General features: G+C 41.8%; 18 protein-coding genes. 12 read left to right on the forward strand and 6 right to left on the reverse strand.

The genetic code is table 11. The annotated features are described in order from the left end of the window. Positions 1-7: 7 nt before the first annotated feature. Genes JCM16418_RS09185 through JCM16418_RS09195 form a run of 3 tightly spaced genes read left to right on the forward strand, consistent with a single transcriptional unit; the run spans position 8 to position 2,700 of the window. Positions 8-880: an acetaldehyde dehydrogenase (acetylating) gene (locus JCM16418_RS09185; RefSeq protein WP_036647975.1), complete on the forward strand. Its 873-nt coding sequence runs from the start codon at positions 8-10 to the stop codon at positions 878-880. Continuing rightward, a complete protein-coding gene (gene dmpG / locus JCM16418_RS09190) occupies positions 877-1,908 on the forward strand; it encodes a 4-hydroxy-2-oxovalerate aldolase (protein ID WP_036647977.1) in 1,032 nt (343 codons plus the stop codon). The genes JCM16418_RS09185 and dmpG overlap by 4 nt, the downstream gene beginning before the upstream one ends. A gap of 3 nt (positions 1,909-1,911) precedes the next feature. Continuing rightward, on the forward strand, positions 1,912-2,700 hold the full coding sequence (locus JCM16418_RS09195; RefSeq protein ID WP_036647979.1) for a 2-keto-4-pentenoate hydratase: 789 nt from the start codon (positions 1,912-1,914) through the stop codon (positions 2,698-2,700). Positions 2,701-2,983: 283 nt separating this feature from the next. Here the strand turns inward: JCM16418_RS09195 and JCM16418_RS09200 are convergent, their stop codons facing one another. Further along, the gene (locus JCM16418_RS09200; protein WP_036647981.1) at positions 2,984-3,184 is read right to left on the reverse strand and encodes a hypothetical protein; all 201 of its coding nucleotides are present in this window, start codon (positions 3,182-3,184) and stop codon (positions 2,984-2,986) included. Positions 3,185-3,789: 605 nt separating this feature from the next. Here JCM16418_RS09200 and JCM16418_RS09205 point away from each other — a divergent pair. The 6 genes from JCM16418_RS09205 (at position 3,790) to JCM16418_RS09225 (ending at position 6,201) form a co-directional block, all read left to right on the forward strand. Beyond that, a complete protein-coding gene (locus JCM16418_RS09205; RefSeq protein ID WP_036647983.1) occupies positions 3,790-3,996 on the forward strand; it encodes a YqaE/Pmp3 family membrane protein in 207 nt (68 codons plus the stop codon). Positions 3,997-4,171: 175 nt separating this feature from the next. Then, the gene (locus tag JCM16418_RS09210) at positions 4,172-4,480 is read left to right on the forward strand and encodes a hypothetical protein (protein ID WP_036647987.1); all 309 of its coding nucleotides are present in this window, start codon (positions 4,172-4,174) and stop codon (positions 4,478-4,480) included. A gap of 34 nt (positions 4,481-4,514) precedes the next feature. Beyond that, complete coding sequence (locus tag JCM16418_RS09215; RefSeq protein WP_242403765.1) at positions 4,515-5,150, forward strand: hypothetical protein; 636 nt, start codon at positions 4,515-4,517, stop codon at positions 5,148-5,150. Next, positions 5,137-5,676: an accessory gene regulator ArgB-like protein gene (locus tag JCM16418_RS09220; protein ID WP_052020165.1), complete on the forward strand. Its 540-nt coding sequence runs from the start codon at positions 5,137-5,139 to the stop codon at positions 5,674-5,676. Before JCM16418_RS09215 ends, JCM16418_RS09220 begins: the two co-directional genes overlap by 14 nt. Next, complete coding sequence (locus JCM16418_RS24245) at positions 5,663-5,803, forward strand: cyclic lactone autoinducer peptide (protein WP_081765381.1); 141 nt, start codon at positions 5,663-5,665, stop codon at positions 5,801-5,803. Before JCM16418_RS09220 ends, JCM16418_RS24245 begins: the two co-directional genes overlap by 14 nt. A 5-nt stretch (positions 5,804-5,808) precedes the next feature. Then, entirely contained in the window at positions 5,809-6,201 is a 393-nt protein-coding gene (locus JCM16418_RS09225) for a LytTR family transcriptional regulator DNA-binding domain-containing protein (protein ID WP_148298774.1), read from the forward strand. Positions 6,202-6,300: 99 nt separating this feature from the next. Here the strand turns inward: JCM16418_RS09225 and kynU are convergent, their stop codons facing one another. The 3 genes from kynU to JCM16418_RS09240 form a co-directional block, all read right to left on the reverse strand. Next, entirely contained in the window at positions 6,301-7,587 is a 1,287-nt protein-coding gene (kynU, locus tag JCM16418_RS09230) for a kynureninase (protein ID WP_172679221.1), read from the reverse strand. Positions 7,588-8,009: 422 nt separating this feature from the next. Further along, positions 8,010-8,594: an ATP-dependent Clp endopeptidase proteolytic subunit ClpP gene (gene clpP, locus JCM16418_RS09235; RefSeq protein WP_036647993.1), complete on the reverse strand. Its 585-nt coding sequence runs from the start codon at positions 8,592-8,594 to the stop codon at positions 8,010-8,012. Between the two features lie 29 nt (positions 8,595-8,623). Continuing rightward, the gene (locus JCM16418_RS09240) at positions 8,624-9,334 is read right to left on the reverse strand and encodes an RNA polymerase sigma factor (RefSeq protein WP_036647996.1); all 711 of its coding nucleotides are present in this window, start codon (positions 9,332-9,334) and stop codon (positions 8,624-8,626) included. A 239-nt stretch (positions 9,335-9,573) separates the two neighbouring features. Between JCM16418_RS09240 and yunB the strand changes: the two genes are divergently transcribed. Further along, on the forward strand, positions 9,574-10,425 hold the full coding sequence (gene yunB / locus JCM16418_RS09245; RefSeq protein WP_052020166.1) for a sporulation protein YunB: 852 nt from the start codon (positions 9,574-9,576) through the stop codon (positions 10,423-10,425). Positions 10,426-10,448: 23 nt separating this feature from the next. Here yunB and JCM16418_RS09250 read toward each other — a convergent pair whose 3' ends face one another. Next, positions 10,449-11,540, reverse strand: coding sequence for a M23 family metallopeptidase (locus JCM16418_RS09250; protein ID WP_036647999.1), 1,092 nt, complete (start codon positions 11,538-11,540; stop codon positions 10,449-10,451). Positions 11,541-11,660: 120 nt separating this feature from the next. Here JCM16418_RS09250 and lipA point away from each other — a divergent pair, with 120 nt between their 5' ends. Both lipA and JCM16418_RS25760 read left to right on the forward strand, forming a co-directional pair. Then, a complete protein-coding gene (gene lipA / locus JCM16418_RS09255; protein ID WP_373280702.1) occupies positions 11,661-12,593 on the forward strand; it encodes a lipoyl synthase in 933 nt (310 codons plus the stop codon). Next, a complete protein-coding gene (locus JCM16418_RS25760; RefSeq protein ID WP_373280703.1) occupies positions 12,593-13,141 on the forward strand; it encodes a YutD family protein in 549 nt (182 codons plus the stop codon). Before lipA ends, JCM16418_RS25760 begins: the two co-directional genes overlap by 1 nt. A 52-nt stretch (positions 13,142-13,193) precedes the next feature. Here JCM16418_RS25760 and JCM16418_RS09265 read toward each other — a convergent pair whose 3' ends face one another. Then, on the reverse strand, positions 13,194-13,994 hold the full coding sequence (locus JCM16418_RS09265) for an NAD kinase (protein ID WP_036648002.1): 801 nt from the start codon (positions 13,992-13,994) through the stop codon (positions 13,194-13,196). Positions 13,995-14,033: the final 39 nt, after the last annotated feature.

Genomic DNA, 14,033 nt, shown 5'->3' on the forward strand with positions numbered 1-14,033 from the left:
ATCCACAATGGGGAAGATGAAGGCAGCTATTATCGGGTCCGGTAACATTGGGACAGATTTGATGTATAAGCTAGAACGCAGTGAATGGCTTGAGCTTACAGCTATGGTTGGAATTGACCCGAATTCAGAAGGACTTGAACGCGCTAGGCAGCGCGGATACGCAACTTTTTCCAATGGCATTCAAGGGCTAGAAGAGAATCCGAATTTAGCGGATATCGTGTTTGATGCAACGTCAGCCAAAGCACATGTGAAGCATAATGAAGTGCTCCAAAGAATGGGGAAAATGGTCATTGATTTAACACCCGCTGCGATTGGACCTTTCTTATCTCCTGTTGTGAATATGGGCCAGCATATGGATGCACGAAATGTGAACATGATTACATGCGGAGGACAAGCGACGATTCCAATTGTTCATGCCGTTAACGAAGTTGCAAATGTCAGTTACGCTGAAATTGTAGCGACCATTTCGAGTAAAAGTGCAGGGCCTGGAACCCGAGCTAACATTGATGAATTTACGATAACGACTCGTCGAGGCATTGAAGAAGTTGGCGGTGCAGCACGCGGTAAAGCATTAATTATCATGAATCCAGCAGATCCTCCATTTATGATGCGTGATACCGTCTATTGTGAAGTAGAACATATGGATGAAGCGCGGATTAGCGCAGCGATCCATGCGATGGTTAAACGAGTACAGGATTATGTCCCAGGATATCGACTCAAACAGGAGCCTATATTCGATGGAAACCGAGTGACTACATTTCTAGAAGTGGAAGGTGCAGGCGATTATTTCGAGCCTTACGCTGGTAATCTCGACATCATGACCGCAGCGGCTGTCCGTGTCGGTGAAGATATTGCAAGAAAAGGGGTGCATCATTCATGATCCGCAAAAGTGATAAGCCACTTCAAATCACAGAAGTATCTTTACGCGATGGGAGCCATGCGGTAGCCCATCAATTTACTGAATCGCAAATTCGTAGCGCTGTACGTGCGCTTGATGAAGCAGGTGTTCATAATATCGAAGTCAGCCACGGCGATGGACTTGGAGGATCGACTCTGCAATATGGTCGTTCCCTGATCGATGAGATGAAGCTGATCGAAGCCGCTGTTGAGGAGAGCAAGCAGTCCCGTATCGCCGTTCTACTGCTACCAGGAATCGGTACTGTGCATGAACTGAAGCAGGCACATTCACTAGGAGCAAGTCTTGTGAGAGTAGCAACCCATGTGACGGAAGCGGATGTATCGGCGCAGCATTTGCATATGGCGAGAGAGCTGGGCATGGAAGCGATTGGATTTCTGATGATGTCGCATTCCGCTCCCGTTGCCAAGCTGGTAGAGCAGGCTAAACTCATGGAGAGTTATGGCGCAGAGGCTGTGTACGTAACCGATTCCGCTGGCGCATTACTTCCGCATCAGGTGAAGGAGCGAATCGAGGCCCTACGCGGCTCTTTATCCATCGAGATTGGTTTCCACGCGCACAATAATCTCTCGCTTGCCGTAGCGAATACGCTTGTAGCGATTGAAGAAGGTGCGACTCGCATTGATGGTAGTGTCCGTTGCCTTGGAGCAGGAGCAGGAAATACCCAGACAGAGGTATTAGTAGCTGTCCTGCAAAAGATGGGCATCAATACAGGCATTGATCTCTACCGAATGATGGATCTAGCAGAGCATATTATTGGACCGATGCTACACCGCCCGCAGGAGATTTTAACAGGGAGTCTAGTGATGGGGTATGCAGGCGTGTACTCCAGTTTCCTATTGCATGCGGAGCGTGCGGGCAAGCGGTTTGGCATCGACTCACGTGATATTCTCGTTGAACTTGGACGTAGAGGAATTATTGGTGGACAAGAAGATATGATTCTAGATGTCGCAGCGGAACTTGCACATAAAAGCAAAAGCGAGGTGCTATAAACGATGGCATTAACACAGGAGATGCAGCAGGATATCGTTCAATATTTACTAGATGCGGAGCAAGAACGTAGAGAGGTATTGAAGGTAACTGAGAATTATCCAGAGCTTACGATGGAAAAAGCATATGATGTTCAGCAGCTACTCATTCAGCGCAAGATTGAAGGGGGAACTCGTTCGATTGGTTACAAACTCGGCCTGACAAGCAAGGCGAAGCAGGAAATGATGGGCGTATATGAAGCCATCTACGGTGAATTAACTAGTGATATGCTAGCACTGGAATGGGAGCCTGTGAATAGCAAGGATCTTATTCATCCGAAGGCGGAGCCAGAGATTGCTTTCTTTATAGGAGAGGATCTACAAGGGACCAATATTACGGGTGAGGATGTTATTCGGGCTACGCAGTATGTTGCGGCTGCTATTGAAGTGATTGATAGCCGTTATCTGGATTTCAAATTTACATTACCGGATGTTGTAGCAGATAACTGCTCCTCAGCTAAATTTCTGATAGGTAGCAAAATGGTCCCTGTCTGCGATGTGGATTTACCTGAACTCGGCGTGGTCATGACCAAGAATAGTCAGGTTGTCACAACTGGCGCAGGTGCAGCAGTCTTAGGTGATCCAGCCGTCTCCGTGGCTTGGGCAGTCAATAAGCTCGGTGAGCGTGGTTTAGGACTGCGTAAAGGCGATGTTGTGCTCAGTGGAGCCATCACAGAGGCGATTGCCTTCGAGCCTGGGGATACGATCCAAGCTCAGTTCGCTCATCTTGGCAGTGTAACACTGAGTTGTGTATAACGAAGAGCGAATGCAAGTGCCCCTTACCATAACGCATGCAGAGTAATGCGATATGGTAAGGGGCTTTTTGTTATTGGAAGCTAGAGTAAATCGTGTAATCGCGTTATTTTAATGGAATGTATATCTAACTATATTTACTATGTAACTTGAGTATATAAACGTACTTCTCTTCTTTATTGTAAGAAAATTGAAATATAAATTGGCAAACCTGAATTGTCTTAACAGTATCAATTAATGACGTATGATCATGATAATCCTCCGAGTAAGCTGTTTAAGCTATCTTTTATTTCTTTTTTTTGAAGAAATCAAACTTAATTACTCTTTCAAAGAGAAAGCTAATTACAGTAGCTCCTAGTGGAATCAATGTGTATACCCATAGCGGATGATTTGGAGCTTCACCTTCAGGTGCATCCATTAATATCGCATAAAGGCCAAAACAATAAATTAATGCCACTATTAAACCTGTTACGTTTCTATTTTTCATAGTTGTTTTCACCTCAAATTAAGAATTCAAAGTATTGCTTTCCATCGGCGTAATAGTAACGAACATACATGCTTAGGTCCTACTAAAGAAATGGAAACCAGACAGTAGTCCGAATCCTACTAAAATATTCAGCTGGTCAGCTTATTAGACCTATTCATCACTAATCTAGATTATTTAATGTGGAGTGTTCACTTAGTAAAAGTTAACATACTTATTACTTAATTGTAAACATTTACAAGGTTATATTATGTTATTTTAGGTAAATATTACTTTGAATTATTTATTCTGTTATAAAAAATCTTGATATAAAAGGGCTTTTCACCTTTATATTAAATACTATAATATTAAATATAAATATTAAGTATAGGTATTAAATTTTTTTACCGTTAACAATAGTAAACAAAAAAATATGTAAACATACAAAAAAAATACATATATTAGTATATTGTAAATTAAATTATATTTTTAATATTTGGGATATGTATCAACTTGAGGACATTATTTAAGTGTATACATAAATATGTTTTTATAGAAAATAAAGGTAATGATAGCTGATATATAGTAATATTGTATTAATAAAATTTCCTAGAGATGAGGAATATATAATGCGATATTTACTTTGTTTCATTCCGCCGCTTGCTATTCTTAGCTGTGGCAAACCTGGCCAATTTATTATTAGTATTATCCTGACTTTTTGTTTTTACATTCCAGGCGTAATACATGCGATGTTAGTAGTTAATTCTTACAAGGCTGACAAGAGAAATGATAAGTTAATCAGAGCTATTCACACTCAAGGTCAGAGAAGACAATAAAAAGCACAAAGAGCCCCGGAGAAATCCGAGGCTCTTGTTAATTCCAGAAGTACTGTGTCCTGCCAAAAATAAATAAAAATATACGGTAATCACTTGTATTATATACGTATTTACCGTATATTTAGTCCGAATCCAGTTTGTTCCAAATTATAAATAAGTGTGAGGGTGAAGATTCTTGACCTTAGATCAGTACCGAAAAATGGCTGATGAGGTAGGCGGAGAGATTGGTAAGGCTATGCAAGAACTCATAAATGAACTTACAGAAGCGCGAGATATTATAAGCGGCATGAAGCACCCAAGTGTTTTAGGAAGCAAGGAATTGGCTGAATATCTAGAAGTTGACCCTAAGAACTTGCATCATTCCCGTAAGACGAAATTTTTTCCTGAACCCGATTTCTTTGCTGGGAACAGACCGTGTTGGTTTCTACCAACTATTCAAATATACCAGAACAAAGTTGATGAGTGGCGAAAAAAACAAAAGTAGTTACTATTTCTGGTTGAGGATTAGGAGGTATAAGTTGATAGAGTCTTTAGGTTTTATGTTTTTCTCGACGCTTGAAACATTAGCAATTTACTCACTTATAATGTCACTATTTAGATACAAAGCATCAGAGTACATATGGCAGGCACTATGTGTCATGCTACTTATTAATTTACAAAGCTTTGTTATGCGTAATGAAATTGATATGTCTTATCTCGCACCTTTAATCACGGTCATCATTTTTATATTCTTTTATTCTGCTATCGTTAAATTACCACTTATGTGGTCAGCGTTATGTACTATTCTAGGCTATACACTTTACGCATTAATTCAAGTTTTCTACGTATATACTCTATTCGGATCTATTGAATCAGCTCAGTCATCTATTGCTGATGGGTATATACTCCAAACAATTACGGCAACAACAGGAATACTGGGTTCTTGGATACTGTATAAACTAGGCCTGGGATTTGCATTCGACTTTGATAAATTACGGTTTAAATCCGAACATGTTTTATTAATCTCACTCATCATTATAGTTCTATTCCTTATGGCGATATTATTCTACTTTAATCAGATGTGGTTATTGCTCATCTTCTTCGGTATTACGTTTGTTATTTTGCTTTATTACTCAATTAGAACCGAGGAGCTCGATATCAATGATAATGGATAATGTAGCGCTTAAGATTGCAGAGGGGGTTAAAAGACAAGTACCAAATCATAAATCCTCAGTAGCTGTACTGAAACATGGAGCAGCAATTTCCTTGAATGTCTTGTTTATTGTCGGCCTTACTTTATCACTCTCTTTTATTACTGGGTATACAAAGGGTGCAGCCATATCATTAGTCGGGTTTGGATTACTTCGATTATTATCTGGAGGAGTTCATCTAAAAGCGGGTGAATGGTGTGTTGTAGTTACGACTGTTCTTCTTACAGCAATATCGATTGTTGATTTATCAATCCTTTACGTTCAAATGTTGAACTTGCTGAGTCTTATACTGGTATCATTATTTGCCCCTAGTAACATCGAGAAGCAATCAAGGATACCTAAAGAAAAATATGTTCAGCTACGTATGATCTGCATATTAATTGTTATGTGTAATGTGTTAATTCAGTCGCCAGTACTAGCGGTTACCTTCTTTGTGCAGGCTCTAAGCTTGATCCACAGGAAGGAGGTGAGTTCTGTTGACACTAATTAATAAAGCTAAACAAAGCACGTTTCATTTTATCGCCTCAGCGTTTACTTTAGTAGCAGTGTTCTTTGTGAATGCAGCGAGTCCTGTATTTGTCTACAGCGGCGAGACTCCAGAAGAACTCTTGAAATAAATGGATTGGGGCTGATTCCAGTGCAATTATCCGTAACGAAGGATATTGATGGTGAATCAGGAATAGTAAAGCTACGAGTGAATGACATCTTATTCCTGGAAGCAATGAAAAAGAAGCAATGTGTTGCATTTCATACGTTAGAAAGTATTTTTTATCTACCTGGTTCATTAAAATACTGGTCTACTACTCTTAATAATAGTGGATACACTTTTAGAATTGTAGATCGAAGCAACTCGGTGAACGTTGATAAAATAGTTCGTATTGATAATGTATTTAAAAAAGCTTATTTCGAATACGATATAAGAAAAGGTTCTAAATGTTGCACGATGTCAGAACAAAGATGTTCTGATTTGGTAGATGAGTTCTTTGTAACAATCCCGGGCTTGTATTTATCTTAAAATTAGAAAGGAGCTGCTTCTTGAGAGAGGCAGTTCCTTTTTTTGTGTACATTAAAAGAGTGCTCTGTTCTGTCTTATAGATAGAAGCACTAACCTAACTTAAGCTACGACACCACGTTTAGTATCAAACGCTTCGTATTGTTTCTCTACAATAATGCTTTTAAGTATTTGTACCGTCTTCCAAACATCTTCATACGTCGTGTAGAGAGCCACGGGTGCTAACCGTACCACGTTTGGTGAACGATAGTCTGGAATAACATGATTTTGCTTGAGTGCCTTACAAATACGAACAGCTTCATCATGCTCTAGGCTGATATGACCACCGCGGCGAGCATCATCCATAGGGTTCGCGATCGTATATCCTAGACCTTGAAGCTCCTCGTTAATTAAATCAATCATGTATCGAGAGATATGAAGTGATTTCCGGCGTATGTCTTCGATTGTGGTCATCTCAAAAATTTCTAATGATCCGATTAATGGTGCGATACTGAAAATATGCGGGGTACCAATTTGGTAAGCGCCTGCAGTCTGTTCAACAGTTAAGCTGTGCTCCATATCAAACTGTTTATTTTTGTTGGAGCTGTACCAGCCCGTGAGCCCAGGAATTCGGCCAAAATGCTTCTTATTCACATACAGTGAAGCTACACCGCCAGGTCCACCATTTAAGTACTTATAATTGCACCATAGTGCAAAGTCGACATCCCAATCGCTTAAATAGTGGGGAATGGAGCCGACAGAATGGCAGCCATCGAATCCAATCAGAATGCCGCGTGCATGGGCTTCGGCTGTCAGTCTTTGCATATCCAGTAATTGGCCGCTGCGATACAGCACGGTTGGAAGCAAGATTAATGCGACTTCCTCAGACATGGCCGCAATAATATCATCTTCTTCGATCATACGACCATCTCGGCTGGTTACTCGGATGAGATGCTGATCAGGATCGAAACCTTTTAGACGAAGCTGGCTTTGCAGGGCATATATATCTGTAGGGAAATCAAGTTCAGTCGCCATGATTTTGGTGCGTTTGCCTTGAGGCTGATAGAACGTTGAGACTAGCTGATGAATATTACTTGAAGTGGAGCCTGTAATAATCACTTCTTCCGCTTCTGCACCAACTAGCGCAGCCATCTGTTTGGAGAGGCTTTCAGGTAAAAAGAACCATGGGCGCTCCCCTTGAGTCCAGCCATCAATGTTATGTGTCTTCCAAGATTCGAGCAATTCAAACATTGTTCGTTCAGATCGTTTGGAAATTAAGCCTAGTGAATTCCCATCTAAATAGATCAGATCATCGTTAACATAAAACTCATTTCGTAAGGGCGCTAATGCATCCGATGCATCTAGTTGTTTGGCGTAATCCAGGGAAAAATCTTTTGTAATCGCTTTCAATAATGTCACCTCTTCTAGGTAAAATGCAACTCGTGATGTGTACACTATAATATAATTATGACACAGTGTCAATATTATTTGAGTGCGGTTCAACTTCACATAAATGCCCAATTGAAAAAGGGGTTTTATGAAAGGGGAAGAAACTTAAAGAAGACAAAATTCGCGAGAAGTATATATAATTTTTCCCTTTAAACCCTGCCTATCATGGATTGCTATTTACAAAATTATGGAGGCTGATAGACAGTGGCTTTCTGCTCTAGCATCTCTATAATATTTCTAAGTAAAATAAAACTTACTCCTGAGTTCTTATAAATCTCCTTAAATAAACTCTTATCAATCAACAAACAAAGAAGCGGTAGTCTAGGACTTATTTTTACGTCCGCGCTACCGTTTCTTTGTGTGCTATTCATTGTAATCGATCACTACACAGGTTGTGTAATAATCTTATCTACGATCCCGTATACTACAGCTTCTTGTGCTGAAAGGTAAAAGTCGCGATCGGTATCTAGCTGGATCTTTTCCAGTGGCTGGCCCGATTTTTCGGCAATCGTCTTGTTAATTTTATCCCGAAGCTTCAAGATACGACGTGCCGAGATATCGATATCGCTTGCAGGACCTTGAGCACCCCCTAGCGGCTGATGAAGCATAAACTCACTGTTAGGAAGTGCATAACGCTTACCTTTTTGACCGCCAATGAAGAGGAATGCACCCATGGATGCTGCTATTCCCATACATATGGTACTGACATCTGGTTTGATAATATCCATGGTGTCCAGAATAGCGTAGCCTGCGGAAACGGAGCCACCAGGGCTATTGATATAGAGTGAGATATCTTTCTCAGGATCATCTGCCGTTAGAAAAAGCAATTGTGCAATAATGCTACTAGCTACTTGATCATTAACTTCTGAGCTTAGGAAGATAATACGATCTTTCAGCAGTCGTGAATAAATATCATAGGTACGTTCTCCAAGGCGAGTTTGCTCGACAACGTAAGGAATTGTGTTCATATATAGCCTCCTACAGATTAGGCATGAGGCTACGCCGCACATAAATAGGAAGACAACGAAGATATCGAAGATACCGATGTCACATGAACGGATTGGAGTTTCAATTTGTGTTGTTCTACGAAATGCTGCGTCAGCGTTAAGGCTTGAGCAAGTTCTTGCAATGACTCAGGCTTCTCTAGCCGTATGGCATGTAGCAGTATATTGCGAAAGGAACTAAGCTCCACATCACTCCAATACTGTTCGACAGACGGAACTGCAGAATCTCCGTTTATATTGCGGCGTGCCCGATGCAGTAATGATTTAACGGTGGTTTCGTTCATTTCAAGCATTTGCGAAATATCTGCAAGCGGGAATTCAAAAATTTCCTTCATCACAAAGACGATTAATTGCTTCGGAGTCAATTTCTCAATGAGAGAGTCAATGCCTTCAAGCAGCCGATGATTAGGCTGGTCATGAACTTGTGGCTCAAGTATCATTTCTGCAGACTGTCTAGATTGCTTCCGAATATGATCTATCCATTGATTGCGCGCAATGGTTGCCAGGAATGAAAAACTAACTTCGCGGTTCTCTGGCCATTTCTTTTGACAAAACGAAATCGATTTGGCGATGGTATCATGCGCCAGATCCTCGGCATCCCAACAATTACGTGTAATGCGAAGACAATATTTTTTTAGCTCAGGGTACATATTTACGATATCTTCGCGCGAAGATCCGGTTTTGGTTGTACTTGGAATTAACATGTTCATCACACTCCTCAGAGGCCTCTATATATAAAACGTTTGATGACCCTCAAAAAGATACGGGGCAGCATTAAAAGCCGAATATTTTTTAAAGTTATTTATTTCCATTATACCGAATTGTAGTACAGATTGTACCTTCTCAGGTGGTGTAGACTGCCTAGGGCTCGCTCTTCTTTTTTGCAATAACCCATCATATGCTTGTATGGAGACCACTGCTGCTAAAAGGAGGGGATTCAGGCATGGGAAGAAGGGCTAAGTGGCATAGCAGGGGAACGAGTAAACCCCGAAGTAGACGACGATTTTGGCTGATCATGGCTCTCGTATTTATCATCGTTCTGCTACAAATGTCTGCTTATGTAGAGCATAGACTGAAGCCTCCTATCATGCATCTAGCTAAAATTCGTATGAAGCAGATCGCCACAGATGCGATAAATGAGGCTGTCACTGCTCAAGTGGCTCAGGGAAGTAATGTCGATCAATTAATTGATTGGAAAATGGACAATACCGGCAAAGTATCCGGGTTTATGCTGAACTATGCGGAACATATGAAAATTACGTCAAACACATTTAAGGTCGTGCAGGCGGCTTTGCAAAACAAACATCGATTGTCAGAGAGCATTCCAGTGGGTCAGGCACTGGGGAGTCCGCTTATGGCTTCATTCGGTCCGAATGTTCCCATCAAGGTAGAACCTCAAGGAGCAGTTAAAGTAGACTTGAATACCCGGGAAAAGGATGCAGGCATTAATATGGTGCTTGTCGAGGTATATATTCATGTTACTGTCGAGGTTGCCGTTGTCGTTCCGCTAGACATGGAGCCAGATATTATTGATACGGAGATTCCGATATCTTATCTTATGGTGGTGGGCAATGTCCCGATGTACTATTACGATGGAAAAGGTAATCCCGTGGGAAACAATGGCTCAAATGCGCCATCTATCGCTCTACCCGTTAATCCGTCGCCTGGTACGGCTAATCCGAATACTAATGATCCAACTCAGGGACTTCCCAGTATCGGAATTTCTAATCAAAGTGGAACACAAAGTAATATTAACGATGGAGCCGAGGATCCTATTGAGGATGATACAAAATAAAAAAAGAGAGCCTCTGACATTCGTCATGAGGTTCCCTTTGTGTTCTTCTTAAGTGCCTTACGCTCCTCCATTTCCCATCGGTGAAGCAGTGGGTAGGGATCAAATGACCATTCCACAAGACCACTATCCCTGTAAATACCGTAATGTAAATGAGGTGGGAATTTCCCTTGTGTCCCTGGCTTACCATATCCAGAGCTGCCAACCCAGCCTAAAGTTTGTCCTGGAGTGACAATGTCGCCTTCAGCTATCGTCTTATCAAAACCCGATAAGTGAGCGTAATAGTGATAATGGTTCTCCAAATCACGGATGCCAATGCGCCAGCCTCCGTATTTGTTCCAGCCTTTAAGTTCCACTACCCCATAACAGGTGCTGCGTACAGGTAGCCCGTGATGTGCAAATAAATCGGTTCCTTCATGGATCCGGAAGCCGCCCCAGTTACGTCCGCTCCCCCATGTGCTACGGTAAGAGTAGACACTGTTTACTGGTAGCGGAAAGGCGTGCTTGTAAAGATTTAGCGAATTGAATTGACTGTAAAGCTTCGAGAATTGTTGTATCCGCTGAACAGCGCGGCTGTTGTGGTAATATTCCCAAAGGGCGATTTTGAAATCATCATCAGATTGTCCATAACGAAGCAAATAGGCTGCCATACTGTATAGCACATCCATATCATTATCTGGGTCTGCTTGTCCATCGCCTGAGCCGTCCCGTCCGTACCCACTAAAGAATGAAATGGATTTAGGCTCATGATCGCGCGGATCAGGATTAAATCTTCCAGTCCATATGGGTTCATTCATGTAAATGCCTGTGACGCGTTCTGGATGATGGCGGTCTTTGGGATGGGCCTTCGTCATGGTTCGTTCATACTGGTCAATGGCTGCAAGCCTGTACCAAGGAATGCTAGTGACTGCGCTCATTCTGTCGTAAAGCTGCTTTCGTTCTGACAGCATTTGCTCGAGACTCATTTTTTCTACCTTTTTCGTGTCTTGCTGTGACAAGGTGGGACTGGCATTCACCTTTGCTGGAAGGACTGCACAACTGGAAGCCACCGTAGTCCATACGATTGAAGTGAGGACAGCGAGCTTAAAGGATTTGTTGTGAAAATAATAACGACTCATATATGGACCTCCCGATAAGAACAAAAGGGCATAACCTTAGATTATTATTAGATTGGATCTCGAGGCCCCTTTTTATCCATGGATGAAATGGAAGTATTTTGGCGGACTTCATGATATAATATGGAACATGCAGCAGTTAACCATGACTCGAAAGAAGGTCAGAACATGACTACGAATACGATCAAGGAACCTAAACCGGACTGGATACGAATTAAACTGACAACCGGTGATAACTATCAAGAAATTAAGAGCATGATGCGCTCCAAGACCCTTCACACCGTATGTGAAGAGGCGCGTTGTCCTAACATATATGAATGCTGGGCTAACCGTACGGCAACATTTATGATTTTGGGTGACATTTGTACACGCGCATGTCGTTTTTGCGCAGTCAATACTGGAAAGCCAACCGAACTGGATTTACAAGAACCTGAACGTGTAGCTGAAGCTGCTGAGAATATGGGTCTACGTCATTGCGTAATTACAAGTGTGGCTCGTGATGATTTGGCTGATGGCGGAGCTTCTATTTTTGCAGAAACAATCAAAGCGGTTCGTACGCGGATGCCATTATGTAGTGTTGAAGTACTTATTCCTGACTTCATGGGGAACTGGGATGCTCTTCAAGTCGTGATGGATGCTAAACCAGATATTCTAAATCATAATATTGAAACCGTTGAACGTATGTCTAACCGTGTTCGTGCGAAAGCGAAATATAGTCGTTCCTTGGAATTGTTGCAAAAAGCGAAGCAAATGGCACCATCTATTCCTACGAAATCAAGCATCATGCTTGGAGTAGGTGAGGAGTGGGATGAGATTTTACAAGCGATGGATGATTTACGGGCCGTAGATTGCGGAATATTGACATTAGGTCAGTACCTGCAGCCTTCTCCTAAGCATCTAAACGTACTGAAGTACTATCATCCAGATGAATTTGTAGTTCTGAAAGAAGAAGGAATGAAGCGTGGCTTTAATCACGTGGAATCTGGACCGCTTGTGCGTAGTTCGTACCATGCACATGAACAGGTTAAATCTGCAGAAGCTGTGGCGAAGTCCTAATGGAAGCAGTAACTGGAAGAAAGGCAGGGGAAACTCAATTGATTTTGATCGGCGGTAAAAATTATGAAGTCCTGAAAGACTACAGAGATGCCTGGAACCCTGAAGCCTTTCGTGAAAGATACAGCGAAGTGCTTGAGCGATACGATTATATCATTGGAGACTGGGGCTATAGTCAGCTTCGTCTAAAAGGGTTTTACAGGGATAACCATCCCAAGGCGAACAAAGATACAGCCATTTCCAGCATGGTCGATTATATTAACGAATATTGTAATTTTGGTTGCGCTTATTTTATTTTACAAAAGAGCCGGGAACCTAAAGATAAAGACCGTAAGCCACAACTCGAAGCTGAAAAAGTTAAAAACGCTGCAATAAAACAACCTGTAGTTGGGGCTGTGGTTGAACCTACAGTAGAACCTGCGGTAGAGCCTGCGGTAGAACCTTCAGTAGAACCAGTGGTTGTACCTAAAGTAGAATCTGCGGTAGAGCCCGCAGTAGAAGCTGTAGCTGAACCAGTGATGAAAAGGACATTAAACTCGAGCAAGACATAGCAAAAAGCGGTTCCTAAGGGAGCCGCTTTTTTTGTGTTTATACATTTGAAATTTAACCTAAGAAGGCCTCACGTACACGATTCCAGAATGGGAATGGCCGATATCTGGCGAAGCTGACCTTTTCCTTAGCAACTAGGCAACGAACAGAAATTAGGTCATCCACTTGAATATTTACATGATCAATGGTCAATAGGAGTCTTTGATCCTTACGTGAGTAAATATCACAGTGATGGTGCTTAGGTAGAAGCAGTGGGGAACCCATTGTACGGAACACCCGATTGTTAATCGAAGCAATTTCTGCAATTTGCAGGGCTTCAATAGTTGGATGAACCATAGCGCCACCCAAACTTTTGTTATATGCAGTACTACCAGACGGTGTAGATATACAGATGCCGTCACCTCGGAACATCTCGAAGGTTTGATCGTTAATATCGACTTGGGCCACTACCGTACCATCGACACCTTTGAGTGTGAACTCGTTTAGGGCAATGTACGTTGTTTTACCTGATTTTCTCTGAATCTCAAGCTCCAGCAGTGGGTATTGAACAATACGCGGCTTAAGAGAGCCTGTTGTGCTTGCGCTCATTAACTCAATGAGCTGCGGTAGCTCGTCTGCTTTCCAATCAGCATAGAAACCGAGGTGTCCTGTATGTACACCGACAAAAGCTATATCAGGAATATGATCTACAAAGGTGTGAAAAGCTTGAAGCATGGTGCCATCTCCACCTATGGAAATTACAATTTCGGGAGATTCGGCATCTAGTTGGAATCCTCTTTGTGATGCAATTTTATGAAATTGTTCACTTAAATCAACAGATAACTGATCTCCGCGGTCCAAAACATAGTATCTCAAGGGTGTTAAGCTCCTTTGTTATGGGTATATACCGATCAT

Origin of the sequence: Paenibacillus pini JCM 16418 (genome assembly GCF_000576305.1) — a bacterium.
GTDB classification, from domain to species: Bacteria; Bacillota; Bacilli; order Paenibacillales; family Paenibacillaceae; genus Paenibacillus_AQ; species Paenibacillus_AQ pini.